This is a genomic window from Streptomyces sp. NPDC055189 (assembly GCF_053606765.1).
Genome location: NZ_JBSGSG010000010.1, coordinates 128,060 through 152,568, shown reverse-complemented (window position 1 = coordinate 152,568; position 24,509 = coordinate 128,060). Strand labels below are relative to the sequence as shown.

Sequence of the window (24,509 nt, the reverse complement as noted above, 5' to 3'; positions counted from 1 at the left end):
TCCTGGCGTCGACCTCCTGCGAAAGCTCGTGTTGCCCCGTGCGCGGAAGCACCACGAAGTCGGCTCCGGTTCCAGTACCTGGACGCCGTCAGGGCGAGTCGAGCGGTAGCTCCCCCTCGGTCCGTGGGTCCGCCTGCTTGCCGGCCGCGAAGGCCGCCTCGAACCCGGCCCCGCCCAGGGCCCGGCGGGCCGACGCGGTTACCCGGTCCACGTCGCCGCGTTCGCCGTCCGGCAGCGGCGCGCCCACCGACGCGCGGGCCGCCGCTGCCGTGCCGAGCAGGCGGGCCGCCTGCGTCATGTGCCCGGACAGTGCCCGCGTGCCCGCGATCCCCTCCAACGCGAGCGCCACCGCCCGCGGGTCCCCGGTGTCCCGGGCCGCGGCCAGGCCCTCCCGGTGCAGGGCGAGCGCCGTCTCTGCGTCCCCCCGTAGTTCGGCGACGAAGCCGAGCTCGGCCAGGATCAGCGCCGAACCGTACTCCGCGTCGAACTGCCGGTTCCACTCCAACCAGCGGCGCAACAGCCTCTGCGCGACGTCGAGTTGACCCTGGCGCCGGGCACTGAGCGCGAGACCCATCTCGGCGAACTCCTCGGCCGGTTTGTCACCCTGCTCCACGGCGAGTCTGCGGCCCCGCTCGTGGAACTCGTCGGCCCGTGTGTGCTCCCCGCTCAGCAGCGCGATGCGGCCGAGTTCGGACCAGCGCATCGACGCGTCCGTCCACAGCCCCAGGTCCTCGGCGATGCGCAGTCCGTCCCGGTGCAGCCGTGCGGCCTCCGTGTAGTCGCCCTCGATCTCGGCGAGCCGCCCGAGCACCGCCATCGCCTGCAGCTGCCCCCACCCGTCACCGGTCTCGCGGAACAGCGCCAGGCTCTCCTCGCCCTGCCGCCGCGACATCGCCAGGTCGCCGCACACATAGGTCTGCATCCCGCGTGTGCTGAGCCCCGCCGCGACGCCCCAGCGATCGTCCAGGGCGCGGGAGGCGGTCAGTACCCGCTCCGTCAGCTCTTCGCCCACCGCGCGGTCCCCGAACCTGGTCACCGCGTGCCCGAGGAACCAGCCCACCCTGGTCCGTTCGTGCGGGTCGCGGATGTTCTCGTACGAGGTGAGGATGTCCCGGCCGTGCCGCGCCGGACCCTCGGGGGCACCGGTCAGCAGGCTCATCGCGGTCCGCCACGCCGTGGTGATCGACAGGTCCTGCCCCGCTGGGCCCTCGCCCGCCGCATTTGCACCCGCCGCGTCCGCACCCGCCGCCTCCGGCGCGTGCCCCGGCAGGCCGAGAGCGAGACCGAGCCAGCGTGTGGCCTCGGTGAGACGGCCGCGCAGGTACCAGTACCAGACCATGGCGTGCACAAGACGCCGCATCAGCACCCCGTCGCCGTCCGCGGACGCGCTGTCCAGGGCCCCGCGCACATTCGCGGCCTCCGCGTCCAGGCGCCGCAGCCACTGCTGCTGGTCCGCGCCGCGCAGATACGGGTCCGCGCGCTCCGCGAAATCCGCGTAGTAGCGGGCGTGGGCGCGCCGCACGCGGGCGAACTCGCCGGTCCGCAGCCTCTCCTGGCAGTATTCCGCCACCGATTCCAGAAGCCGGTAGCGAGGGCCGTCGCCCTCGTGCGAGACCAGTACGAGCGAACGGTCCACGAGCCGCGTCAGCAGGTCCAGGACCTCGGTGGGTTTCACGCCGTCCCCCGCACTCACCGACTCGGCGGCGTGCAGGGTGCAGCCGTCCGCGTGAATCGCGAGTCTGCGCAGCACCAACTGCTCGGCGGAGGTGAGGAGTTCCCAGCTCCAGTCGATCATCGCGCGCAGTGTCCGCTGACGCGCGGGCGCGCCCCGGTGCCCGCCGGTCAGCAGCCCGAACCGGTCGCCGAGCCGCTCGGCCAGCTCGGCCACCCCCAGCACCCGTACCCGTGTCGACGCCAGCTCGAGAGCCAGTGGAATCCCGTCGAGGCGGCGGCAGATCGATGCCACTGCGGGTGCGTTGTCGTCGGTCAGCACGAACCCCGGTGACATCGCCGAGGCACGATCCAGGAACAGCTGTACGGCGCTGGACCGCCGCAGCTCCGGCGTGCCCGCCCCTGCGGCGGGCAGGTCCAGCGGCGGTACCGGCCACAGCCGTTCACCCGCGAGGTTCAGCGGCTCCCGGCTGGTCGCCAGGATCCGCACGCCCGGCGCGTCCCGCAGCAGTGTCCGCGCGAGCCGGGCCGCCGCCTCGATGACGTGCTCGCAGTTGTCCAGGACGAGCAGCAGCCGGCGCCCGCGCAGGGTGTCCGTGAGCCGGTCCGACAGGGTGCGCGGCCGGCCGCCGGGCAGCGGCACCGGCCCGGTGTCGTCCCGCACGCCGAGTGCCGCGGCCACCACCTCTGCCAGCTCGTCGTCCCCGGAGCCGGCGGTGACGGTCTGAGCGGCCAGCTCCACGAGCCACACCCCGTCCGTGTACGTGTCCGAGAGCCGTGTCGCCACCTCAAGGGCCGCCACCTCGAGGGCCAGCCGGGTCTTGCCGACGCCACCGGGCCCCGTCAGGGTCACCAGCCGGCCCGCCTCCACCAGGCCCCGCACCTCGTCCACCGAGTCCGTCCGGCCGACCAGACCGGTCACCGGCGTCGGCAGATTGGTGCGCGGCGGCATGGCACCGGGCCCGGCCGAAGACGGGCGCAGGCCGGGATCCTGCCGGAGGATCTCCTGCTGCAGTGACACCAGTTCGGGCCCGGGTTCGAGCCCCAGGTCCTCGTCCAGGCGGTGCCGCAGCTTTCGGAAGCCTTCCAGCGCCTCACTGGCCCGGCCCGCGCCGTACAACGCCCGCATGTGCGCGGACCGGAGCCGCTCCCGCAGCGGGTGACGTTCCGTCAATACGGCGAGCTCACCGGCCAGCACGCTGTGGTCGCCCAACTCAAGCCGTGCCTCGGCCTGTTCCTCGATGGCCAGCAGCCGTTGCTCCTCCAGACGCGTCACGGCCGCGCGCGCGAACGGCTCGTCCGTGAAGTCCGCGAACGCCGGGCCGCGCCACAGTGCCAGCGCGTCGGTCAGGATGACGGCCCGCTCCCGTGCGTCCTCGATGCCCCGGGCCCGCGCGGCGAGCTCGCCGAACCGGCCGGCGTCCATGGCCTCGTCCCGCACGTCAAGTACGTACCCGAGGGCCCGGCGCACCACCAGATCGTGCCCGCCCGCGCGGGCGAGCACCCGGCGCAGCCGAGACACCAGGGTCTGCAGTGAACCGGCGGGATTGACGGGCGACGACCGGCCCCACAATTCGTCCACCAGGCGGTCGGCCGACACCACTTGCCCCGGAGCAGTCAGCAGAGCCGCGAGCAGCGAGCGGACCTTCGCCTCCGGCACCGCCACGAATTCACCCTCCGCCGACCACACGGCCAGCGGACCCAATACCCCGAAACGCATGCGCTCACGGTACGGCCCACCGGTCACTGTCCGGTGGGCCAGTGCGCCGCAAGGCACTGAAAGCGGACCGACAGAGGCTCGACAGCGGACCGACAGAGGACCGCAAGACACCGCGCGCACTCTGCTGAGGCCGGCGCGAACCGCCGGTGCGAACCGCCGGTGCCACCCGGCACACCACGTACCTCACACGCTGTCCAAAGGAGTCACACATGAGCAAGTTCGCAGGCAAGAAGGCCGTCGTCACGGGCGGCACGCACGGGATGGGCCTGGCCATCGCCAGGGCGCTCCTGGACGGCGGCGCCGAGGTCGTGCTCACGGGCCGCAACGAGAAAAAGATCGAGGAGGCGCGCACCGAGCTGAAGTCGGACAAGGCTCATGTGCTGCGCTCCGACGCGGCGAGCATGGCCGACATCCGCGGTCTCGCCGACAGCGCGCAGGAGAAGCTCGGCAGGGTCGACTACCTCTTCGTGAACCACGGCATCGCCGAGGTGCACACCCTGGAGGACACCACGGAGGAGGCATGGGACCGGCACTTCGCCATCAACACCAAGGGCGCCTTCTTCACCGTGCAGAGCCTTGCGCCGCTTCTCAACGACGGCGGCGCGATCGTCTTCACCACGGTGGCCAACGACCTCATCTTCCCCGGCCTGAGTGCTTACTCCGGTTCCAAGGAAGCGGTGCGCGCGATCGCCCATGTGCTCGCGGCCGAGCTGCTGCCCCGCAAGATCCGCGTCAACTCCGTGGCCCCCGGCTACATCAAGACCCCCACCATGGGGGTAGCCGGCATGACCGAGGAAGAGCGCCACGACTTCGAGAAGCAGGGCGCCGAGACCACGCCGCTGCAGCGCATGGGCACCGCCGAGGAGGTCGCCGCGGCCGCGCTGTTCCTGGCCGCCGACGCCACTTTCACCACCAACGTCGAGTTCCCCGTCGACGGCGGCTTCGCGCAGGGCCTCACCGGCGCGGCTCACTGACGCCGCGGGTTTCCGCTTCCTCGCGACTTGGTGCCGTTCCCTTCCGACGGTGAGCAGGCGTCAGCGGTGGCGAACAGCCCTGCGGCGCTGCTCGACGTCGGTCAGGGCCGGGTGCCTGTAGTCGATGTCCGCGGGGTTGAGGGTGACGCCGGGGGCGACTATCTCGTCGATGCGGTCGAGGATCTCGTCGTCGAGGCGGACCTCCGCGGCGGCGAGCTGGTCGGTGAGTTGCCCGACCGTGCGGGCGCCGAGGATCACCGAGGTGACGCCCGGGTGGGTCGAGGCGAAGGCGAGGGCCAAGTGCGTCAGGGAGATCCCCGCCTCGTCCGCCAGGGCCGAGAGGCGCTCGACGGCGTCGAGTTTGCGCTGGTTGCCCGGCAGATCGAGGTTGAATTTGTGGGCGACCGCCTGCCGGAACCCGTTCATCTCGATCGGCTCGCCGCGGCGGAACCGCCCGGTCAGCCAGCCGCTGTTGAGTGGACTCCAGGTCAGCACGCCGAGTCCGTACTTCTGCGCGGTGGGCAGTACGTCGGCCTCAATGCCGCGTACGAAGACGGAGTACGGGGGCTGCTCGGTACGGAAGGGGATGTGGCCCCGGCGGTCAGCGGTCCACTGTGCCTCGACGAGTTGTTCGGCGGGGAAGTCCGAGGTCCCGATGGCCATGATCTTGCCCGCGCGTACCAGGTCGGACAGGACCGAGAGGGTCTCGTCGATGTCTGTGTCCGGGTCCGGGCGGTGCACCTGGTAGAGGTCGATACGGTCGGTGCCCAGGCGGCGCAGGCTGTCGTCGACGGCGCGGGTGAGCCAACGGCGCGAGTTTCCCTGCCGGTTGGGGTCCTCGTCCTTGAAGCGGACGGGGAAGTGCCCCTTGGTCGCGAGCACGACCTCGTCGCGGCGGTCGCGGATGGCCTTGCCCACGATCTCCTCGGCCTCGCCGCCCGAGTACTGGTCGGCGGTGTCGATCAGATTGATCCCGGCGTCCAGACCCGTGTGGATCAGCCGGGCCGCATCGTCGTGATCCGTGTTCCCCCACGCCCCCAGGCGCAGGGTGCCCAGGGCGAACTTGCTGACCGATATGCCGGTGCGGCCGAGCTTCCTGTGCTGCATCACTGCCTGCCCCCTGAGGTCGCTTCTCCCCGCGGACGGGGTCTGGATTCGTTACATGTCTGACGCCATGAACGTATGACATGCGACATTAATGTTGCAAGTAGTTTGCTGGGGAGAGTACGGATGTAGCATGTCGGCGTGACGGCGCAGAAGCAGCAGACGGAAAAGCAGACGCAGCAGCCGGCGGAACGGCAGGCGAAGCGGCAGACGGAACCGCAGGTGAAGCGGCCGCTTCGGGCCGATACCGAGCGGACCATACGGACGATCCTCGAAGCCTCCGAGCGCGTCCTGGCCGCCAACCCCGCGGCGACCATGGAGCAACTCGCCAAGGCCGCCGGCGTCGCCCGCACCACCGTGCACCGTCGGTTCGCCACTCGTGAGGCGCTCCTTGACGAGCTCACCGGCTGGGCCGCCCGTCAGTTCGCGGACGCCGTCGCCGCGGCCCGCCCTGATGCCGCCCCGCCGATCGTCGCCCTCTACCAGGTCACCGCCAACGTCCTCCGCGTAAAGACCGACTGGTCGTTCGCCATGGACCGCGCGGCCGAGGATGCCCACCCCGAGGCCGCCCGTATTCACGCCGACGTCCGGGCCGCCTGCGTCCGGCTCTTCGGCCGCGCCCAGGAGGCGGGCGTACTCCGCCCCGACCTCGACCTCGACTGGACCCGACGCGTCTACTACGCGCTCATCCATGAGGCGGCCAAGGAGGGCGCGGAAGGCGGCGAAGCGGATGCGGACGCGCTCGCCACTCGCGTCGTGGACACGTTGCTGCGCGGCGCCGGAGACCCGTCCGGGCTCGGCGGGCATACGGGATTCTGAAGACAGCCGTCCCGTCCGCCGTCGCCGCGGGCCCCTGACCTGGAACGCCGGTTGGCCCGGCCACATGGTCCGGCCGCATGGCCGGGCCAGCCCTCCGGGGCTTGCAGCTGTCAGGCGGGCTGCGCGGCAGGCGGCATCCTGCTGGTGACGGGCCATCGCCTGACGCTATGGCGTTATGGCCCTCTGGCGTTCAGCCCGGGGTGGGGCGGGGATCGACGTGACGCTGGCGGTTCGCTGGCGGTTCGACGCGGTTGTTCCGCGTTGGCATTGCCGGGATCTGATGGGTGGTCAGGGCGCACCGCCTGTGCTGGCTTTCGGTAACTGCACTCTTGTCAGCGCCTGTTGGTCAACCGGTGTTGGTCAACGGGTGTTGTGGACTGACAACACGCGTTGGCCTATGTTTGTTGGCATGACCGGCACCACGGAGAACCAGCAGGCCGCACGGCGTTCCGACGCCACCCGCGCCACGATCCTCGACGCGGCCCGCGAACGGTTCGCGGCGGACGGCTACGAGAAGGCGACCATCCGGGACATCGCGCGCGACGCGAAAATCGACCCGTCGATGGTGATGCGCTACTACGGCAACAAGGCGGGCCTGTTCGCGGCGGCCGTCGCGATCGACCCCGGGCTGCCTGGCCTGCCCCTCGAATCGACCGAGGAGATCGGCCGTACGCTGGTGCGCCACTTCCTCACCCTGTGGGAGGAGAACGGGGAGCTCACCGCGCTGATGCGGGTCGGCGCCACCGACCCGGCCGCCGCCGATCGCATGGGGAGCGTGCTGCGCGACCAGTTGATCCCGCTGGCGCGCAGGCTGGGTCCGGATCCGGAGCAGGCACAGGCGCGGGCGGCACTGTGCGCCTCGACCGTGTTGGGGCTCGCGCTGACTCGCTATGTACTGCGGTTTCCGGCCAGCGTGGAACTCGACCGCGAGGAGATCGTGGACTGGCTCGGACCCACGCTTCAGCGGTACCTCACCGCACCCACGCCCTGAGAACGCGTCGGGGCACCCACCGCGACCTCGGTCACGGCGGATGCCCTCGATAGGAAAGCCTCTGCTCAGTCGACGGGCCTGCCACTCCGCTGAGTCGACGGGCCTGCCCCCGTACTCGCGGCTGCCCTGGCCTCCGCCTTCGCGTCGCTCACCGCTGCGGCGGCCTGCCGCGTGGCCTCGTCGACAGCCGCGGCTGCGTCGAGAGCGGGCGCCGGTTGCGTCGTGAGCCCGGCAGTCCCGCCCGCTTCGTCCGACGTGTCGCCGTCAGCGGCGGCGCCCGCCTTTCCGGCCTGCGCGGCCTTGGGCAGACCCATCTCAGACTGGTCGCCGAACGCGCTGGTGACGGTGCGCACCGCTTCGGTCAGCTCTCCCGGGATCACCCAGAAGGTGTTGTTGTCGCTGGCCGCCAAGTGCGGGAGCGTTTCGAGGTACTTGTAGGCAAGGACCTTCGGGTCGGCGTTGTTGCGGTGGACGGCCTGGAAGACGCGCTCCACTGCCTGTGCCTCGCCTTCCGCCCGCAGGGTCATGGCCTGCTGTGTGCCCTGTGCCTCGAGAATGTCCTTCTGCTTGGTGCCCTCCGCCGTGAGGATTTTGGCCTGCCGTTCCCCTTCGGCGTGCAGGATGGCCGCGCGCTTGTCGCGCTCGGCCCGCATCTGCTTCTCCATGGCCTCCTTGATGGTCTGCGGCGGGTCAATGGCTTTGATCTCGACACGGTTGACCCGGATACCCCACTTCCCGGTGGCGTCGTCGAGGACCGTGCGCAGCCGGGCGTTGATCTCTTCGCGCGAGGTGAGTGTGCCCTCCAGGTCCATGCTGCCGATGACGTTCCGCAGGGTGGTGACGGTCAACTGGTCGATGGCCTGGAGGTAGTCGGCGACTTCGTAGGCCGCTGCCCGCGGGTCGGTCACCTGGTAATAGAGAACGGTGTCGATGTTCACCACGAGGTTGTCCTCGGTGATCACCGGCTTGGGTTCGGACGAGTACACCTGCTCGCGCACGTCGAGTTTGGTGTTGATGCGGTCCGCCACCGGCAGGACGAAATTCAGGCCGGGTTGCAGCGTCCGGCGGAACCGGCCGAACCGCTCGATGTTGTAGCGGCGCGCCTGCGGAACGACTCGCACCGTGGAGGCCACGAGGAAGACGACGACAACTGCCGCCACAAGAATGAGGATCACGACCGGATCCATACTGCCTCCGATGCTCTGCGTTCAGCTGCTCTGTATTCAGCTGCTGTGTTCGGCTGCTCTGTGTTCCGCTGCTCTGTGTTCAGCCGGTCAGGGAAGGAGCTCGCGGGGGTAGACGACGGCTGTCGCGCCTTCGATCTCCATGACGTCCACCAGCGCTCCCGCCGGGATCACCTGGTTTTCGTCCAGAGCGCGGGCGGACCACTGTTCGCCGGAGAGCTTGATCAGGCCTTCGGTCGCGGTCACGTCCTGCATGACCACGGCCCGCCGGCCGATCAGCGCATCGCTGCCCTCGCGGGTGAGGGGCGCCCGCGCCACGTGGCGCAGCGCGACGGGTCGCGCAAGCACGAGACCCGCGGCCGCGGCCGCCGCGAGAGCCAGGAGCTGGCCGAAGACGCCGACACCCAGCCCGGCGACTACGGCGGCAACGACAGCAGCACCCGCCAGCAATCCGAAGACCAGCGTCAGGGCGAAGAACTCCACGGCACCGAGTGCCGCGGCGGCGAGCAACCAGGCAAACCACGGCATCGAATCGCGCCTCTCGTACGGGCTGTGCTCACCGACCTGCCGAGCGGAACGCGGCCAGGACGGTGCGTACTCCCATCTGATCGGCGTGCGTGATCTGCGTCCATCCGTGCTGACACCCAAAAGCGTCGGCCGTGCCACGCCCCGCGGCGGACCGGTGCGCCAGATGCCTCACATGCGCCAGATGCGCCAGATGCGTCACATGCGTCAGATACGCCAGGTACGGATCCTCATGGCGGCGTCGTATACGTCGGCCTTGTTGGCGAGCACGTCCTTGCAGAGTTCGACGAGCTCGCCGTAGGGAGCATCGAGCCCTTCGCCGCTGGCGTGCATGTACGCGATGGCGATCGCGCATGCGTAGCGGACGTTGAGGGACGGAAGCGGGCGCAGCAGGAGCAGCGTGTGCAGGAGGGCGGCCGCCCGCCAGGAGGCGTCCGGCGTGACGCCGAGCCGGGGCGGGTCGACGCGGTGGCGGGCCACGGCTGCCACGAGCGCGGAGAAGTCGTTGACGACGTGAGCGTCGGGAAGCGCGGTCTCGTGCTGCTGCAGCAGCCACGGCACGTCCACGTGCAGGGCAGGAGGCATGAACTCAGGCAGCCCTGCCCGCGGGGCCCGGCAGCGGACCGTCGTCGATGCCCGCGGCGGCGATGGCATCGGCCAGGGCCGGGTCGGCGAAGTACTGCTGGAAGACGCGCGCGCCCTCCTTCAGTGCCCGGTGGTGGGCGATGGCCCCTGCGGTGGAGGCCTTCACGAAGGCCTTCATCGGCATGCCCTGCTCCCGCGCGATCGCCCGGAGCTCTTCGAGCTCCGCGTCGTCGAAGTCAATATTGAGTGCGGCCATACGTCCGAGGGTAGCGGGCCAGGTACCCCGAGCTCAATCAATGCAGGTCAGAGGCTGCTGGCACAGGTACCTCGGAAGTACCTCGGAAGTACCTCGGAAGACACTTCCCACCGGGGTCCTAGAAGCTCCCAGAGCTGTCGGAGGAGCCGGGCCCGTCCCACCCCCGCGTCCCGGGCGACCTGTATTTCTGCTGCTCAGAGGGCCATTTAGCGTTCCAGCGTCCCTAACTGGCCGGATTTCATGGCGGTTCGGACGGATCACCCCGCAAGCTCGGAACGTGTTCTCGACGGCAATGACATGAGGAGTTCGCAGATGCTTCGCAAGCGCTCACGCCTGATCGCCGTTCCGGTCGCGGCCGTGGCCCTGACCCTGACCGCCGCCGGGTACCAGGCCAGCGCGGCCGGGTCGCCGGACGCGGACGGCGCGGCGCGGTCCGGCACGGCTGCCCGGGCAACCGTCCCGTGCCTGGCAGACGCCACCACGCTGGTCGGCGACCTCGACGGCGACAGTCGCCCCGACAAGATCATCAACCCCGGCCACACCGGACTCAAGATGACCGTCCAGTGGGGAGCCGCGGACGGCTCCTTCGGCAGCAAGCAGAACGTCGCCAAGCTCCTCGGCGCGAAGACGGGCGAGGTCGCCACCGCCGCGGTCGCCGACTTCCAGAACGACGGCACCCTGGACATGGTCGTCAACCTCGTCACGCCCGCCGGCGGGGACGACCCCAACACCGCACGCGTCGCCGAATTCCGCCCCGGCCCGCTCAAGCGCTCCAACCTCGCGTCCGCCGCCCCCGTGCGCTCCGACATCGGCACCCACGGCGAGGCCAAGCAACTGCGCATCGCCAACTACGGCGACGACGCGTACCCGGACCTCGCGGTCCTCAACAACGACGGCGACGGCGTCTGGGAGCGGTCGGTCCGCCTGACGAAGCCGGGCAGCGGCCCCGGCGCCTACGACTACGAACTGCAGCAGAAGTACGGCGAGACGGGGACCCCGGCCGAACCGCCGGCCATGCCCACCGGCGGCTGGAAGCACTTCTACAAGTCCTGCTCCTGACCACACAGGTCGCTGCCTCTGACCACGGCTCCTTGCTCCTGACCACAACCGGGCGCCGCCGGACCCCCACCCGCGCACCGGCGGCGCCCGGGCCGCCCCATCGCCGTACTCCCGTAAGTGAGGAAGTTCGCTTGTCCAGCACGCCCCCGGCCGCCCCCTCCTCCCCGGCTGCCTTACCTACGTCCAACCGGGTGCGGGTCGCCGTCAGCGCCCCCGACCCGATAAGCCGCGAGGGAGTCCTCAGCCAGCTGCGCCGGCACCCGGAGGTCGAACTGCAGGCGGAATCCGGCCCCGCCGCCGTGGCGCTGCTCATCGAGGACACCCTCGACGAGGCCGCGCTGACCCGGCTCAGGCGCGCCGTGCGCAGCGAGGGGGCACGTGCGGTGCTCGTCGCGGGTACGGTCCGCGAGCACGAACTCCTGGAGGTCATCGAGTGCGGGGTGGGTGCCATCGTCTGGCGCCACGAGGCGACCGCCCAGCGTCTGGTCCAGGCGGTGCTGACCACGGCCAGGGGCGGCGGCGACCTGCCCGCGGACCTGCTGGGCCAACTCATCGGCCAGGTGGGACGCCTGCACAGGGGCGCCGCCGACCTGCCGGGGACCTTCCTCAGCTTCACCAAGCGCGAGGTGGACGTGGTGGCGCTGGTGGCGGAGGGCTTCGACACCTCGGAGATCGCCATGAAGCTGTCGTACTCCGAACGGACCGTCAAGAACGTCATGCACGGCCTGACCACACGCCTGAACCTGCGCAACCGCGCACATGTGGTCGCCTACGCCCTGCGCGAGGGCTACATCTAAAGGGGCGGCGGAGGGCTACATCTAAAGGCGCGGCGGCCGGCGCAGCCACCGCCCGTACGCCGAGGCCGGGAGTGGCGCAATCTCGACTAGCCGGCGCACGCCAGCAAGGGAGGGGACCCGGCTCCGACGGGAGCCGCTGCCCTGACGATTCCGATCTCGTAGGCGAATATCACGGCGTGGACCCGATTGCGCAGATCCAGTTTGTTGAACATGTGCTGCACATGCGACTTGACCGTGCTCTCGCTCACGGAAAGTTCGGCCGAGATTTCCGCGTTGGTCATTCCTTGCGCGATCAGTCGAAGCACGTCCGCCTCCCGGCGCGTGAGGTGCTCCAGGTCGCTTCCGTCGGTCACTGCGCTGAGGGTGCTCTCTGTCTCCCGTGCCCTCGCCGGAGATATCAATGAGTACCCTGCGGCTATAATGCGCAGTGCGGCGCAAATCATGTCTGAGTTCGACTGGTTGAGAAGTATTCCATCGACGCCGACGTCAGGGAGCTGACGTACGCGCTGATCAATGCTGTCCACCAGCATCAGAGTAAATCTGGCCTTCTGTAAGGCGACCATGCGGCGTATGGCGGTCACGTCTATGGCGTAGCTCTCTGAATCAACCATCGCTATGTCAGGGGATTTTACCGCCGAGAGCTGAATCGCCTGCGATACGCTCTCGGCTTCTCCGACGACATCGAGATCTGGGCAGCTCTCCAGTAGCGCGCGATACCCGGCCCTTACGACGCTTCGTTCGCTCACAACCAGGATCTTTATCGTTTTTCCTTGTTGCATTTCTTCCTCACGAGTGAAGTCCGTGCTCGGCGGGTGCGACAGGAATTCTTGGAGACCGACGATGTGAGTGATCGGTGGCGGCTGCTCGAAGTAGCGGCGTCGTTGCCGGCCTTGGCGGCATCCGGCCTTCTTGTGGGGTGGCTGGAATTCACTGTCCCTATGGAACCCGGTGAGGCTTGCGCCGGACTCCGCAGGGTCTGTCTTCGGACATGCCACACGCTACGGAAGGAGGGCCACACTCGCGGTATAGAGGCGGTATATAACCGCCCCATGCACGCAGCGCGACGGCCGTTACCTGCGAGAATGCCCGGCGATCTGACGGTGTGACACACGTCTAGAGGGAGCCGGCTGAGTGCTCCGGCTCCCTCTGGATGGTGACGCGGTAGTTCTGTCAGGCGCGGATTGAATCATTCCGATTCCGGCCACATTCCGGAATGCAGGAATGCCAGCGCGCCCGGGCCGGGGGAGGTCCCGGGCGCGCTGTCCTGAACCGCTGCCCGCATGTGCGGGGGTCCAGGAGCAGTGGCCGCCCTACTGCCGTCGGGCAGGCTCGGTCCTTGTTCCGGAGATGCCGGACTTCTGGTCCGGGCCCTCGACCGGCGACTTGGGCGGCGCGGCGCGCTTGGGCACCAGGACGGCGGCCAGGATCGCGGTGACGGCCGCGGTGCCGAGCACGGCATACGAGGCGGCGATGTAGCCGTCGACGAAGGCGGTTCGCGCCGCTTCGACCAGCGGTCCTGCCGCGGCGTCGGGCACCTTGCCCGCGACCTCCAGCGCTCCGCCGAGCGAGTCCTCGGTCGCTTCGCGTGCGGCGGGAGGCAGTTTGCCTGTGACCTGCTCCGGCAGCCCGTCGGCATAGACGGTGTTCAGGACGCTGCCGAAGATGGCGATACCCAAGGCGGCCCCGACCTCGATCGACGCGTCGAAGGTGCCGCCCACCACGCCACCGCGTTCGGCCGGCGCGTTGGCCATTACGGAGTCGGTCATGGCCGGGATGGCCAGGCCCGCCCCGAGGCCGAACAGGACACCGGAGACCATGAGGCTCGTGTCGTCGCTCGAGGTGTCCATGGTGGTGAGGACGAAGGCGCCGCCGGCGGCGAGCAGCGCACCCACGGTGATCGGCCAGCGCGGTCCTGCCCGGTGGTAGACGCGCTCACCGATGGGCACTCCTGCGATCAGCGCGATACCTGCCGGACCCAGTCGCAGTCCCGTCTCCAACGCGTCGTAGCCCAGGAATTGCAGGGCGAAGAGCGACACCAGGTAGATCATGCCGATGACGATGGTGAAGATCAGCGCGGCGAAGCCGGCCCCGGCGGCGAAGTACTTGTTCGTGAACCAGCCCAGGTCGATCATCGGGTTGCTGACACGGCGTTCGACGAAGACGAAGAAGACCAGGCAGACCACGGCGAGCGTCCACGCGCTCAGGACCTCCACCGAGAGCCATCCCTTTACCGGTCCCTCGATGACGCCGTACACGAGGCCGCCCAGCATGAGGCAGGACAGCAGTGCGCCCCATGGGTCGAGACGCCCGGCATTCCGGTCCCGGGTGGCAGGCAGCAGCGGAACCGTCGCCGCTAACAGCGCGACGGCGATGGGGACATTGAGATAGAAGCAGGCCTCCCACCCGTACGGTTCGACGAGTGCGCCGCTCAGGAGCGGGCCGCCGGCGAGGCCGAGGCCGGCCGCGGCCCCCCACAGTGCCAGGGCGCGCTTGCGCTCGGAGTCCTCCGGAAAGGTGACCCGTACGAGGCCGAGTGTGGCCGGCATGATCAGCGCACCCGAGACACCCAGGCCCACTCGCGCGGCGATCATCGTCCCCGGGGTTTCGCTGAGTCCTCCCATCACGCTGAAGACCGCGAATCCGCTCAGGCCCCACATGAGGGCGGCGCGCCGACCGAACTTGTCTCCCACCGCCCCGAGGGCGAAGAGAAGTGCCGCGACGGTGAGCGGATAGGCGTCCAGCATCCACTGCAGCTCACTCGACGTCGCCTGCATCTCCTGGGCGACGTCGCGCAGTGCGACGGTGAGCGCGATGTTCGCCGTCACCACCAGGAACAAACTCAGTGCGAGCACGCTCAGCCCGGCCCAGCGGCGTGGATATGGCTGAGCCGACTGCTGGGGTGGATATGACATCAGAGGCTCCTCCGCAGGTTCGATCAGTACGGTACAGTACCGTACCACTGAAGCGATACTCCAGTAAGCTGCTCGCATGTCAACACCACTACGGGGCGGGCAGGCCCGTGAAGATCAGCTGCTCAGTGCGACCCTCGAAGTGCTGAGGGAGGTGGGCTACAGCCGTATGACCGTCGACAACGTCGTCTCCCGGGCGCACGCCAGCAAGGCGACGGTCTATCGCCGCTGGCCGTCGAAGTCGGACCTCATCGTGGCCGCGTTCGAGAACGCGACCCGGGACCTCCCCGCCGAGCGGGACACCGGTTCACTGCGCGGTGATCTGCTTGCCGCGCTGGGGGATGTGCTCGATGAACTGGACCGGTTCGGCGACGTGATGGTGGACCTGCTCGGAGAGCTGGGCCGCAACCCGGAACTGGCCAGCACGATCCGCGACGGGTACATCGCGATGCGCCGCCAGAGCGTCATGAGCGCCTTCGAGCGTGCGCAGAACCGGGGGGAGATTCCGGCCGATGTCGATGTGCAGCCCCTGTGGGACCTGGCGCCGGCCGTCATCTTCTTCCGCCGCTTCAACATGGGCCAGCGTGTGGCGGACGAGGAGGTCCGCGCCCTGGTCGACGAGGTGGTGTTGCCGCTTGCGCTCCGCTCCCCGGTGCGGTGACCGCCTTCCGGCGGTTGCGGTTGAAGGGAAGGCCGAATGTTCACGTGCCGGATACGTCGCTGAACTCCGGGTGCTCGCCGGGAAGTTCATCCTGGTGAACCGGCCGGACCGAAGCCGGACCGAAGCCGGACGGGGGTCGGGCGGGCGGCGTGTCGGGGCGCCTAGTCAGGCCGTCGAGCGGTACGGTACGGTACTGTATCCATGCTGCGAGTAGTGCAGGCTGCGGTTTCAGTGCCTTGAACGTCCTCCTCACCGATGTTCCTGGAAGTGGAGTTGCCGTGCGGGAAGAGTCGCCGAATGAAGTGTTCAACCTGGGCGTCGTCGACTATGAGGCCATATACCAGGGGGCACGGGCTGTGCCGGGGGCGGACGTGGTCTTCGAGACGGCCCCGTGGGACATCGGTGAGCCGCAGCCGGTCGTCGTCGATCTGGAGAGGACCGGGCAGCTGCGCAGCGAGGTCCTGGACGTGGGGTGCGGCCTCGGCGAGCACACCATGTTCCTTGCCGCGAAGGGGTATCGCGCGGTGGGGGCAGATGCCGCCCGCGCCGCCCTCGACCGGGCTCGCGCGTGTGCGACACGGCGTGGACTCCAGGTCGAGTTCGTGCACTCCGACGCGACGCGACTGGCCGAGTTCGGCGAGGGCAGGTTCGCGACTCTCCTGGACAGTGCGCTCTATCACTGTCTGAACGAAGCGAAGCGTGGGCAGTACGCAGAGGCGCTCGGGCGCGTGGCAGCTCCGGGCGCGCAGCTCCATCTGTTCTGTCTGGCGGAGGACTCGTCACCGGGGTTCCGGATGATAGGAGGTGTCAGCCGGGAGGGCTTGCACGCGACGTTGAGTCCCTACTGGGAAATCTCCGACATCCGCCACTCCTACTACGTCACGGCGCTGACCCGCCCGCTATTGGAGCAGGGGACAGGGGCGGCGCTCGCGGAACTGGGGATGCACTTCGACGCCGAGCAACTGGACTACGACGGGATGGGGCGCATCCTGGCGCCGGTATGGCAGCTGAAGGCCGTGCGCCGCGGGTGAATAATTCGTGCCGGATTTAGCTACGGAACTTTGCCTTCCGTGCCGTATTGACGGCTGGTGGTCAGTAAAGGGTGCCCGCAGCAATTAAATGCCCTGTGCACTGCTGCGGGTTCCCTTTGTATGCACGCCGATCGCCCGCTGGATGGGCATGCATGTGTTCTTGTTTATATGGTTCATGCTTGACACAAGATAAGAACGCGGTGATACGATCAGTCGCGGTGAGCGAGTTAGTCGACTTTCGGCTCCATTGATCGTTACTTGCTCAATCAATTGTCGTGAGACGTGAACCGTGGCGTAGTAAAGCTGGGGACGGGGGTTCCTTTCTGTGCGATCGCGCAAGAGATTGCAATCGGAAAAGGTCAGTGTGCGATGCGGGGCTGGTCCGGGCATGAAAATTGCACCCGGCAGCTGTCCGCGCGATCCAGCTATCAGGCCGGCCGCGTATGTGTTCGCCTCCGGCACCGGCCTTCCCTTCCACGCTGTCGGACACAGTCGATCCCCGGTATCGCGGCGGTCATGTCCTGGTATCCGAGCGTGTGCGAGACCGCAGATCTCCCTTTCTGGCTGAAGCCATTTCCGTGGGCCGCTCAAGGCGTGAGCGCGCCCGCGTCATCCCATCATCGACGAGTGAAGAATGATTTAGGTGCTTGGCGGGTATGCCGATGCGCCGATCTTTGAGCGCCGTATTTCGGCATGCAGTACGTCACCTCTCTAGAACCTCATGGGCCACCGGTATAACCGAAGGAGAGTTACGTGATGGAGATCAACGTGCTAGGGTCGCTCAGCGCTGTCGAAGGTGGGGTCTCAATTGTGCCCACCGCCACGAAGTTGCGACAGCTTCTGGCTTTATTAAGCCTGCACGGTGACCGAATAGTCACCATCTCGACGTTGATGGAGGAGCTCTGGGGAGAATCCCCGCCCAAGAGTGCTTCGTCAATACTGCAGACATATATACTGCAACTCCGCCGCAAGATCTCAAGGGCCCACGGACACGGCGACGGACGGCGGGCCAAGGACGTCCTGGTGACGCAGCAGGGCGGCTACCTCCTGCGGATCGGCGAGGGCACTCTCGACTACCTCGAGTTCGACCGGCTCGCCGAGGCCGGCCGCATCGCCACCGAGGCGGGAAACCACCGGCTCGCCTCCGAGCACTTCACCCGGGCCCTGGCCATGTGGCGGGGATCCGCCCTGATCGACGTACGCGCGGGCAACGTGCTGCAGTTCGAGGTGCTGCGCATGAACGAGAGCCGCATGTCCGTGCTGCAGCAGCGGATCGACGCCGACATCCAGATCGGCAGGCACACTTCGCTGGTCCCGGAACTCAAGGTCCTCGTGGCGCAGAATCCGCTCAACGAGAACCTCTGCGCCCAGCTCATGGTGGCCTTCCAGCGCATGGGCTGCGCCTGGCGCGCGCTGCAGACGTACCAGAACCTGCGTGAGGCCCTCGCCAGGGAACTGGGCCTGGAACCCTCGGCGTTATTGCAGGAAATCCATCACGCCGTGCTCGTCGGAGAGCCCGCGCGCAGCCGCTTCACCCCGCACGGCAGCGAGTCGGCCACGCCCGGGGAGCTCGCGCAGTACCGGTCCGAACCCGCCCCGCGCCCGGACATCCCCTTCTCCGTTGCCACGAGGTGATGAGCACCATGCAGGCACACCCCGGTCAACGCGGCGCGAGCGCCGGCCTGGTGGAGCTCACCGAGGAGCTCCGGCTGCGCAAGGACAGGCTGCTGGAAGGCCCTTCCGCCGAATCGACGAGCAAGCAGCACGCCAAGGGGAAGCTCACCGTTCGCGAACGGCTCGACCTCCTCTTCGACAAGGACACCTTCCAGGAGATCGAGCCCCTGCGCCGCCATCGGGCCACCGGTTTCGGCCTGGAGGACCGCAAGCCGGACGGCGACGGCGTCGTCACCGGATGGGGGACCGTGCACGGACGGCAGGTGTTCGTCTACGCACACGACTTCCGCGTCTTCGCGGGCACCCTGGGCGAAGCGCATGCCGCCAAGGTGCACAAGGTGATGGACATGGCGGCCGCGGCGGGAGCCCCGCTGGTCAGCCTCAACGACGGGGCAGGCGCACGGATACAGGAGGGCGTCACCGCCCTCGCCGGATACGGCGGCATCTTCACGCGGAACATCGCACTCTCGGGCGTCGTCCCGCAGATCAGCGTGATCCTGGGGCCCTGCGCCGGTGGCGCGGCCTACTCGCCCGCGCTCACCGACTTCGTCTTCATGGTGCGCGGAAGCTCACAGATGTTCCTCACCGGGCCCGACGTGATCGAGGCCGTCACCGGCGAACGCATCAGCCAGGACGCCTTGGGCGGCGTCGAGGCGCACGCCCACACCTCGGGCGTGGCCGGCTTCGCCTGCGAATCCGAGCAGGAGTGCCTCGCGGACGTCCGCCATCTGCTCTCGCTGCTGCCCTCCAACAACCGGCACCTGCCACCCGTCGCCCCCAGCGCCGACCTGCCGGACCGACGCACCGACGAACTCCTCGATCTGGTCCCCGGCTCGTCACGGCAGACGTACGACGTCTGCACGGTGATCGAGACCATCGTGGACGACGGCGAGTTCCTGGAGATCCACGAGAACTGGGCGCCGAACGTCGTCTGCGCGCTGGCCAGACTCGACGGGCACGTCGTCGGCATCGTGGCCAATCAACCCAGCGTGCTGGCCGGCGTGCTGGACATCGCCGCGAGCGAGAAGTGCGCTCGATTCGTCTCCATCTGCGACAGCTTCAACATCCCCCTGGTGACCCTGGTGGACGTGCCCGGATTCCTGCCCGGAGTGGCGCAGGAACACAGTGGCATCATCCGCCACGGCGCCAAGCTCCTCTACGCCTACGGCAACGCCTCCGTGCCGCGCGTCTCGCTGGTGCTGCGCAAGGCGTACGGAGGCGCCTACATCGTCATGGACTCCCGGTCGCTGGGCGCCGACCTGTCGTTCGCCTGGCCGACCAACGAGATCGCGGTCATGGGTGCCGAAGGCGCCGCCAACGTTGTCTTCCGCCGGCAGATCGCCTCGGCCGATGACCCGGACGCCGCCCGCGAACGGCTCGTCAAGCAGTACCGCACCGAGTTGATGCACCCCTACTACGCGGCGGAACGCGGCCTAATCGACGACGTCATCGACCCCGGTGAGACACGCCATGTGCTGATCCGCTCGCTGGCGGTGCTCCGTGACAAACAGCGGCGGCTGCCCGAGCGCAAGCACGGGAACGTCCCTCTGTGAATCGGATCGCCCTCCTGGAGCGCTCCCTCTCCCGGGCGGGCGCGGCCCCGGACACGGTCGCGCTCGCTCTTTGGCGCTACGGCTTCCCCGCCGAGTTCGTGCCGGAGACAGCGGGCGGGCGGCTCCGTCGTGCCGAGGAACTGCACCAACTGGTGCGCACGGTGCTGCGCAGGGATCTGTCGGCGGCTGCCGAGCCGTATCTCGGCAGCTTTCCCTCGGCGGCACGCATCTGGGCCGGCGGAACCCGGAGCCAGCAACGGCGGGCGGCCGCACTGCTGTTGAGGGGCGAACGGCTGGGAGCGGCGGGCGGCGGCGCGTCGGCACCGCAGGGCGGCTTCACGGCGCTGACGCAGCAAAGCGGCCTGCGGCTGTCCGCGAAACCCAGCGCCGCGGCGCCGCCCGGCTGTCACGCGGTCGTCGTCACGGCACGCCATGACGCGGGGCGAGGCGGCGGCCGTCACCACACCGCGCTCCTGCTCACCCCGGACGAGGTGCCGGCCGGTGGGCACAGCCGCACGGTCGGCTGGGACACGGTGCTCGACGCACCGGGGGGTGGTCTCGAACTCGCCCTGCGTGCCGCTCGGTTGACGCACGGTCTGCATGCCTCGACGGTGCTGGCCCGCCTCGACCCGCTGCTGCACGGCGTGGTGGAGGCGGCGCAGGCGGGCGCCCCGTCCCGCACGGCCGCCCCGCCCGGACGGGACATACTCGCCGGAGCCTTCCTGGACCTGCTGGTGGTCGACTGCATCACGCTCTGCGCCGCGCGGGCGGCGCATCTCCTGCCCGACTGGGCCTCCGCGTGTTCGGCGGCCGCCGGATATCTCGCCGAACGGCTGCTGACGGAGACCGGCCACGACCTGACCACCGTGCTGGAAGGGGCGAGGCTCGACAGCCCGGACCCGTACCGGAGATTCGCGCGCCGACTGAGCGAACTGGCCTCGCCCCTGTGGCCCACGGGAGACGAAGTGTCCCCGTGGGCCGTCCTCGTCGCACGGCTTCCCACGCGCGGGTACGGCGGTGTGCTCACCGTCGGCGGGCAGGGCCAGGAGATCCCGGAGGCACTGTTCCGGCCCGACGGGCCGTTGCCGGCGCTCGACCTGACCCGGCCGATGCGGTGCTCGTCCCGCTCCGCGACCGAAGACCCGTTGAGTTCGCTTGCCTCACAGGCGGCCCGCATCACGAACGCGGGCGACACGGGGTCGCACCCCGGCTGCAGCGCCGTACTGAGGGAACTGCTCGGCCGTATGGTCGTGGCGGTCGCCGAACTGGGCGAGGCCTGCGCGCCGTTGGACGCGGCCGGACACACGGCCCTGTCCGGTCCCTACGCCCGCTCCCTGGCGGACCGCTACGCACTGCTGGTCGCAGCCGCTGCCTGCGCCGGGGCGTGGTGGCACCAACATGGGCGCCAGGAGCGCTTCCCGGCCGAGACGTGCTGGCTGACGGCTGCGCTGCACCGCATCGCGGGGCTGCTCGGCATCGCGCTGCCGGAGCTGCCGCCGGCCTGTCTGGACCGTGTGCACCAAGAGGTGCTCGCGCGCTTCCACGGCGGGCTGAGCTACGACCTCGGGGCGACACCGCCGGCCGGGCCGCGCACACCGGGCGGCTGATCCCTTGCTCACCACCTCCGCGTCCCTGCTGCCCGCACCGGGACCCGCGGGCCCCTGGCTTCCGTTACGTGAGAGCCTGCGGCGTCACGGGTTCGCCGTGGCGTACGGCTGGGTACCCGCCTGGCTTCCGGCCGGCCCCTCCGGCCCCGACGAGGCGGAGTTGCGGCGGCTGCTCGGCGGCCGGCTGACTCACTACCTGAAGCTGACCCATCCCCGGGCGCGGCGGGACTACCTGGCGTCCCGCGTCTTCTTCCGGCACATCGTCGGTGCGGCTCTCGACGCTCCCGCTCAGAGCGTGGACATCGCGTACATGCCGCACGGACGCCCGTACGTGCGCGGCTGCGGTGAACTCGAAGTGGGTCTGAGCCACTCCGGCCCCTTGCTGGTCGCCGCGGTGAGCAGAAACGGCCGCATCGGCGTGGACGCGGAAGCGGCCGACCGGCCGCTGGACGACAGCGGGTGGGCCCGGGACGTGTGCACACCGCAGGAACGCGTCCTCCTCGCCGCCCTGCCGCCCGAGCGCCGCAGCGGCGAACTGGTCAGGATGTGGACGCTGAAGGAGGCGTACAGCAAGGCCATGGGGCAGGGCATGCGCTATCCGTTCGACCGGTTCGGCTTCACTGGGGCCGGCGCGCCGGAGAGGTCGCTCGGGCCGGCGGACCAGTGGCATGCGGTGGCCGGCTGGCACTGCGCGACCACGGTTCTGCCGGAGGGGGAGCGGCCCTACCGCGTGAGCTGGGTGTACCAGCGCCGGGACGGCGCCGGCACCGCCTCGTCCGGCTGGCTGGACGAGGCGGTGCCGGCGGTGTGGTCTGACGGATCGCTCAGAAGGTCGGCGCGGTGGACGGCGCCTTGAGCTCACCCAGGTAGGGATGCCACAGGTGGTTGGGGTCGTTCTCCACCGTCTCCACCACCTCGCGCATGGCGGCGAGGGCCTTCGGCTCCTCGTCGTCGTACACGTCGCCCTGGAGCATCTTGAGGACGTCGAGGCGGTACCGCGGGTCCTGGACGAACGCCGTGAAGAGAATGTTCAGCCGGTAGTAGATGGAAATGAACTCGTACCAGTTGTGCACGCCACGGCGCAGCTTCGTCTCGTACGTGGTGAAGCGCGCCTTGGAGAAGTCACCCGCCTCGGCAGCCGCGATGATGTCCTGGCTCGCGATGCGCGCGCTGTTGAGCGCCACGCTGACGCCGCTGGAGAAGATCGGGTCGACGAACCTCGCGGCGTCCCCGATGAGCAGGAAGTTGTCGCCGGCGACCTGGGTCATGCCGTAGCTGTAGTCGCCCTCGGTCTTGAGCGGTCGTACCTGCTCGGCGTTCTTGAGCACGTCGAGCAGCGCGGGGCGGCTGGCGACGGTGTCCCAGAAGAACTTGTCGCGGTCGCCGCCGGCCTCCTGGAAACGGCGCTTCTGGCTGATGACGCCGATCGAGGTGATGTCCTCCGTGATCGGGATCTGCCACACCCAGGTGTCGCTGACGGGCAGGAAGTGGACGAAGATGTAGTCGGCCTGCTCCTTGTCGGCCGACAGGGCGTGCCTGTCGATTCCCTTGAACCAGGCGTGCACCGCGTACTGGTTGAACACCGGGTCCGGCACCTTGAACTTCTGCTGCGTTCCCAGGTGCGTACGACGGCCGCTGGCGTCCACCACCATACGGACGGGTATGTCGACGCTCTTCCCGCCTATCTTGGCCTCTATCTGCGGTATTTCACCGTCGAAGTCGACCTTGCCGACCCGGACGCCCTGGAACACCTTGGCGCCGAGCTCCTCCGCGTGCTTGAGCAGAATCTGGTCGAACTTGCCGCGGTCCACGTGGAACGTGTAGTCGCGGTCCACGCCGTCCTGATTGCGCTCACTGAACAGAATGCCGGCGCCGCGGAAGTCGTGGGTGAGCCCGCGGAATCCCATGTGGTCGATGTCGCGGTCCTCGGCCGAGGTCCAGGCTGCCCCGTACTTCTTGGGGAAGCCCGCCTCCTCGATCTTGGACATGGCGCCTATGTCCAGGAGCACCGGCGTGGTCGCGGGCACCAGTGACTCCCCGACGTGTTCCCTCGGGAACACCGCGCTCTCGAAGACCGCCACCGAGAGCCCCGCCTTGGCGAGGTAGGAAGCCATGGTCGAACCCGCCGGGCCACCACCGATGATGCCGACGTCGAACTCTGCGTCCACTGTGTTCTCCATTTCGCTGGGCGTGCTCCGCCCCGGGTGGTTTTCACGTGCTCATTTCCGGAAGCCCGGGAAGTCCTTATGCCGACTCCGTCGCGAGGGTGTGCACCATATGGGTGATGGCTTCCACATCGGTGAAGTTCTTCGCGGTGAGATGAGTCGGCGGAACGATCACCCCGAGGTCCTTCTGAATGAAGCCGATCAGCAGCGAGGTGTTCATCGAGCTGAGCACTCCCCATTCGAGGAGGGGCGTGTCGTCCGCCAATTCGGAGACGTCGCTTCCGTCCAGGAAGTTGTCTGCGATGTACTGGCTCACTGCCTTGCTGATCACATCGCGGTCGGTCACGTTCACTGTTCTTCTCCTCGCTGAGGTGGATGCCCGTCTTCCGAGGGCGGCGAAGTACGTCAGAGTTCGGCGGGTTGCAGGCCGGTGCGGTGTGCGGGCGAGGTGGTCGTACCGGAGTCCGGCGCCCGCATGAGCCGGTGCAGCCGGGCGGTGACCATGGACCTGAACTCGTCGCCGTCGAGCAGGAAATGCCCGTCGGACACCACCGACATCTCGAATTCGGCCGTGGTTTCGTGCGCCCAGCCGAACACCTCCGGAAGCTCGATGAGCTTGTCGCGGCGTCCGGCGTAGACGGCGAGGGGAACCCGCATCGCCGGTCCGGGGGGCCTTGCGTAGGTCTCGGTGAGCCGCAGGTCGTGTCGGATGGCCGGAAGATAGAGCCGCAGCAACTCCGGGATGTCCCGCAGTTCCTCGGGAATTCCTCCGTAGCGGCTGAGTTCGGCGACGAGTTGCTCGTCCGGCAGCCTGTGCATGGGGCGGTGCGTGAGCGCCCCGGTGGGACTGTTGCGCCCCGCGACCAGCAGGGCGGCGGGCGGAGTGCCGATGCGGCACAGCTGGCGGCTCAGCTGGAAGGCCAGAATCGACCCGAAGCTGTGCCCGAAGACGGCGAAGCGGCCGGTGGCCGCCCGGCGCACCGTGGGCAGGAGATCCTCGACCAACTCGTCCATGTCACCGGCCAGCGGTTCCCGCAGGCGCGATCCGTGGCCGGGCAGTTCCAGCGGCACCACCCGGCATCCGGCGGGAACGAACGACTGCCACAGCCGGAACGGAGCCGCGCTTCCCCCCGCGTGGGCGAGGCAGAAGAGAGTCAGGTCTTCTTCGGTGGACTGTGACCGCACTTGGGTCGGTCTCCTTCCGATGTTCGTCGATCAGACCGG

Annotated in this window: 22 protein-coding genes and 1 pseudogene; 12 read left to right on the top strand and 11 right to left on the bottom strand. The window is 68.9% G+C overall.

The genetic code is table 11. The features are described 5' to 3' along the window. Window positions 1-88: 88 nt before the first annotated feature. Entirely contained in the window at window positions 89-3,391 is a 3,303-nt protein-coding gene (locus ACWFR3_RS10375) for a BTAD domain-containing putative transcriptional regulator (protein ID WP_453734143.1), read from the bottom strand. 209 nt (window positions 3,392-3,600) lie between these two features. On the opposite strand from ACWFR3_RS10375, the gene ACWFR3_RS10370 reads away from it, so the two are divergent. Continuing rightward, window positions 3,601-4,365: an SDR family oxidoreductase gene (locus tag ACWFR3_RS10370; protein WP_453734142.1), complete on the top strand. Its 765-nt coding sequence runs from the start codon at window positions 3,601-3,603 to the stop codon at window positions 4,363-4,365. A gap of 60 nt (window positions 4,366-4,425) precedes the next feature. On the opposite strand, the gene ACWFR3_RS10365 is transcribed toward ACWFR3_RS10370, so the two are convergent. Next, window positions 4,426-5,472: an aldo/keto reductase gene (locus ACWFR3_RS10365; protein ID WP_453734141.1), complete on the bottom strand. Its 1,047-nt coding sequence runs from the start codon at window positions 5,470-5,472 to the stop codon at window positions 4,426-4,428. Window positions 5,473-5,691: 219 nt separating this feature from the next. Between ACWFR3_RS10365 and ACWFR3_RS10360 the strand changes: the two genes are divergently transcribed. Then, entirely contained in the window at window positions 5,692-6,288 is a 597-nt protein-coding gene (locus ACWFR3_RS10360) for a TetR/AcrR family transcriptional regulator (RefSeq protein ID WP_453734187.1), read from the top strand. Between the two features lie 409 nt (window positions 6,289-6,697). Continuing rightward, the gene (locus tag ACWFR3_RS10355; protein ID WP_453734140.1) at window positions 6,698-7,279 is read left to right on the top strand and encodes a TetR/AcrR family transcriptional regulator; all 582 of its coding nucleotides are present in this window, start codon (window positions 6,698-6,700) and stop codon (window positions 7,277-7,279) included. Window positions 7,280-7,344: 65 nt separating this feature from the next. On the opposite strand, the gene ACWFR3_RS10350 is transcribed toward ACWFR3_RS10355, so the two are convergent. From ACWFR3_RS10350 to ACWFR3_RS10335, 4 genes are all read right to left on the bottom strand, one after another. Beyond that, complete coding sequence (locus ACWFR3_RS10350; protein ID WP_453734139.1) at window positions 7,345-8,466, bottom strand: SPFH domain-containing protein; 1,122 nt, start codon at window positions 8,464-8,466, stop codon at window positions 7,345-7,347. 87 nt (window positions 8,467-8,553) lie between these two features. Next, complete coding sequence (locus tag ACWFR3_RS10345) at window positions 8,554-8,991, bottom strand: NfeD family protein (RefSeq protein WP_453734138.1); 438 nt, start codon at window positions 8,989-8,991, stop codon at window positions 8,554-8,556. 204 nt (window positions 8,992-9,195) lie between these two features. Continuing rightward, window positions 9,196-9,573 (bottom strand): toxin Doc, encoded by a 378-nt coding sequence (locus tag ACWFR3_RS10340; protein WP_453734137.1) that lies wholly within the window; start codon window positions 9,571-9,573, stop codon window positions 9,196-9,198. Between the two features lie 4 nt (window positions 9,574-9,577). Next, window positions 9,578-9,829: a hypothetical protein gene (locus ACWFR3_RS10335; protein ID WP_453734136.1), complete on the bottom strand. Its 252-nt coding sequence runs from the start codon at window positions 9,827-9,829 to the stop codon at window positions 9,578-9,580. 312 nt (window positions 9,830-10,141) lie between these two features. Here ACWFR3_RS10335 and ACWFR3_RS10330 point away from each other — a divergent pair, with 312 nt between their 5' ends. Further along, the gene (locus ACWFR3_RS10330; RefSeq protein WP_453734135.1) at window positions 10,142-10,888 is read left to right on the top strand and encodes an FG-GAP repeat domain-containing protein; all 747 of its coding nucleotides are present in this window, start codon (window positions 10,142-10,144) and stop codon (window positions 10,886-10,888) included. Window positions 10,889-11,019: 131 nt separating this feature from the next. Then, window positions 11,020-11,685 carry a helix-turn-helix transcriptional regulator gene (locus tag ACWFR3_RS10325; protein ID WP_453734134.1) on the top strand — a complete coding sequence of 222 codons (666 nt, stop codon included), beginning with the start codon at window positions 11,020-11,022 and terminating at the stop codon, window positions 11,683-11,685. Window positions 11,686-11,771: 86 nt separating this feature from the next. Here the strand turns inward: ACWFR3_RS10325 and ACWFR3_RS10320 are convergent, their stop codons facing one another. Continuing rightward, entirely contained in the window at window positions 11,772-12,464 is a 693-nt protein-coding gene (locus ACWFR3_RS10320; RefSeq protein ID WP_453734133.1) for a response regulator transcription factor, read from the bottom strand. Window positions 12,465-12,995: 531 nt separating this feature from the next. Continuing rightward, window positions 12,996-14,597 (bottom strand): MFS transporter, encoded by a 1,602-nt coding sequence (locus tag ACWFR3_RS10315; protein WP_453734132.1) that lies wholly within the window; start codon window positions 14,595-14,597, stop codon window positions 12,996-12,998. Between the two features lie 76 nt (window positions 14,598-14,673). Between ACWFR3_RS10315 and ACWFR3_RS10310 the strand changes: the two genes are divergently transcribed. From ACWFR3_RS10310 to ACWFR3_RS10280, 7 genes and pseudogenes are all read left to right on the top strand, one after another. Continuing rightward, window positions 14,674-15,255: a TetR/AcrR family transcriptional regulator gene (locus ACWFR3_RS10310; RefSeq protein ID WP_453734131.1), complete on the top strand. Its 582-nt coding sequence runs from the start codon at window positions 14,674-14,676 to the stop codon at window positions 15,253-15,255. A 278-nt stretch (window positions 15,256-15,533) separates the two neighbouring features. Continuing rightward, complete coding sequence (locus ACWFR3_RS10305; protein WP_453734130.1) at window positions 15,534-16,286, top strand: methyltransferase domain-containing protein; 753 nt, start codon at window positions 15,534-15,536, stop codon at window positions 16,284-16,286. Window positions 16,287-17,042: 756 nt separating this feature from the next. Continuing rightward, window positions 17,043-17,261, top strand: a pseudogene (locus ACWFR3_RS10300) (AfsR/SARP family transcriptional regulator); the annotation flags it as partial. Between the two features lie 48 nt (window positions 17,262-17,309). Further along, the gene (locus ACWFR3_RS10295; RefSeq protein WP_453734186.1) at window positions 17,310-17,921 is read left to right on the top strand and encodes an AfsR/SARP family transcriptional regulator; all 612 of its coding nucleotides are present in this window, start codon (window positions 17,310-17,312) and stop codon (window positions 17,919-17,921) included. After that, entirely contained in the window at window positions 17,921-19,513 is a 1,593-nt protein-coding gene (locus ACWFR3_RS10290) for an acyl-CoA carboxylase subunit beta (protein WP_453734129.1), read from the top strand. The genes ACWFR3_RS10295 and ACWFR3_RS10290 overlap by 1 nt, the downstream gene beginning before the upstream one ends. After that, a complete protein-coding gene (locus ACWFR3_RS10285) occupies window positions 19,510-21,120 on the top strand; it encodes a hypothetical protein (RefSeq protein WP_453734128.1) in 1,611 nt (536 codons plus the stop codon). The genes ACWFR3_RS10290 and ACWFR3_RS10285 overlap by 4 nt, the downstream gene beginning before the upstream one ends. Window positions 21,121-21,124: 4 nt before the next feature. Beyond that, entirely contained in the window at window positions 21,125-21,976 is an 852-nt protein-coding gene (locus ACWFR3_RS10280) for a 4'-phosphopantetheinyl transferase family protein (protein ID WP_453734127.1), read from the top strand. On the opposite strand, the gene ACWFR3_RS10275 is transcribed toward ACWFR3_RS10280, so the two are convergent. The 3 genes from ACWFR3_RS10275 to ACWFR3_RS10265 all read right to left on the bottom strand — a co-directional run bounded on the left by ACWFR3_RS10275 (window position 21,945) and on the right by ACWFR3_RS10265 (window position 24,470). Continuing rightward, window positions 21,945-23,300 (bottom strand): NAD(P)/FAD-dependent oxidoreductase, encoded by a 1,356-nt coding sequence (locus tag ACWFR3_RS10275; protein WP_453734126.1) that lies wholly within the window; start codon window positions 23,298-23,300, stop codon window positions 21,945-21,947. The genes ACWFR3_RS10280 and ACWFR3_RS10275 overlap by 32 nt on opposite strands. A gap of 64 nt (window positions 23,301-23,364) precedes the next feature. Next, window positions 23,365-23,637, bottom strand: coding sequence for an acyl carrier protein (locus tag ACWFR3_RS10270; protein WP_453734125.1), 273 nt, complete (start codon window positions 23,635-23,637; stop codon window positions 23,365-23,367). Between the two features lie 53 nt (window positions 23,638-23,690). Beyond that, window positions 23,691-24,470 carry a thioesterase II family protein gene (locus tag ACWFR3_RS10265; RefSeq protein ID WP_453734124.1) on the bottom strand — a complete coding sequence of 260 codons (780 nt, stop codon included), beginning with the start codon at window positions 24,468-24,470 and terminating at the stop codon, window positions 23,691-23,693. Window positions 24,471-24,509 lie beyond the last annotated feature (39 nt).